Origin of the sequence: Streptomyces sp. S.PNR 29 (assembly GCF_030386795.1) — a bacterium.
Classification (GTDB): domain Bacteria; phylum Actinomycetota; class Actinomycetes; order Streptomycetales; family Streptomycetaceae; genus Streptomyces.
This window is the reverse complement of record NZ_JANUQM010000037.1, coordinates 1-1,306: the sequence shown is the minus strand read 5'-3', so window position 1 is coordinate 1,306 and position 1,306 is coordinate 1. Positions and strand designations below refer to the sequence as shown.

Annotated in this window: 2 protein-coding genes; both read left to right on the top strand. The window is 73.0% G+C overall.

Features of this window, described 5'->3' with window-relative positions:
- Nucleotides 1-243: alpha/beta hydrolase (locus tag NW895_RS41080; RefSeq protein WP_354670166.1), on the top strand; the 243-nt coding region annotated here is incomplete at its 5' end.
- Nucleotides 244-336: 93 nt separating this feature from the next.
- Nucleotides 337-1,275: an NAD(P)H-dependent oxidoreductase gene (locus NW895_RS41075; protein WP_289942361.1), complete on the top strand. Its 939-nt coding sequence runs from the start codon at nt 337-339 to the stop codon at nt 1,273-1,275.
- Nucleotides 1,276-1,306: the final 31 nt, after the last annotated feature.

Here is a 1,306-nt window from a genome sequence, read left to right as displayed (position 1 = left end):
GACCGCATCTTCGAGATGGAGGTGCGCGCCTACGCCGAACGCATCACCGCCCCGGTCCTGATGATCCTCGCCTCCAAGGACACCGTCGCCCCCGTCGAGGAGGCCCGCGAGATGTACGAGCGGATCCCCGACCCGAAGGAGGTCATCGAGTACCCGGGCCAGCACTACGAGATCCTCTCGCACCACTTCCCCGAGATCATCGCCCGCAGCGCCGACTGGCTGGCCGCCACCCTGCGCGGCTGACCGCCCCACCATCCGCTCCCGTCCGGTCCGCCGGAGCCCGCGTGGCCCGGCGGACCGCCCCCCACCCCCCGACCGCACAGAGAGGTGTCGTCGATGCGTCTGCTCGGACTTGCCTGCGGGCAGGAGGACGGCAGTGCCGAGGTACTGCTGAAGGCCGCGCTCACCGCGGCCGCGCGCGAGGGGACAGCCGTCGAGATGGTACGGCTGACCGACCTGTCCCTGGTGACCGCCGCCACCGCGGACGCCGGGGACGACGCGGCCTGGTTCTGCGACCGGCTGCTCGACGCGGACGGCGTGATCGTCAGTTCCCCCACCTACACCCGCAGCGCACCGGGCGCGTTGAAGCTCCTCATCGATCGCGCCTTCGGTCCGCGCACGGACGTGGTCTTCGTCCGTGAGGCCCTCGCCCGCCGCGAACACGGCCGGGCCGAGCAGGAGGAGACTCGTGGCCTTCTGGGCCTCGACACGGCCCCCGACCCGCGGGTCCTCAAGCCGCGCGTGGCCGGCTTCATCGCCGTGGGCGGCTGCCCGTCACCCCACTGGCGCACGCTGACGCTGCCCACTCTGCACGCCCTGGCCTTCCCCCTGCACATGGCCGTCGCCGACCAGATGGAAGTCCCCACCCCCGGTGGGCGGGGCGGCATAGCCACCGACCCGGCGGCTGTGCTGCGCGCCGAGCGGCTGGGCGGCGCGGTTGCCCGGCAACTCGGCCTGCCCCACGACGAGGTCCGGTTCCTGGGGGAGCCCGGCACCTGCCCGATGTGCCACCTCGACCTGATCGTGCTGCGCGGCGGCCGCGCCGAATGCGGCACCTGTGGGGCCGCGGGCCGTTTCGTCGTCGAGGGCGGCGATGTCCGGGTCGACTTCTCCCCGGCCGGCACCGCTTCCTCCGTCCACACGCTTGCGGAGCTGGAGGAGCACTACCGGGAACTGCTGAGCGCCGCCTCACTGGAGCCGGACCTCCAGGAGATCGACAAGCACGCCGCCGCGTTCCGCGACAGCGTCCCTGTCCTGCGCCCACCGCGGCCGTAGACGGCCGTTCGCGGGCTCTCGGGAACCATGG

Coding starts and splice junctions, on each gene's coding strand:
- NW895_RS41075 (WP_289942361.1), top strand. CDS start 337: ATGCGTCTGCTCGGACTTGCCTGCGGGCAGGAGGACGGCAGTGCCGAG.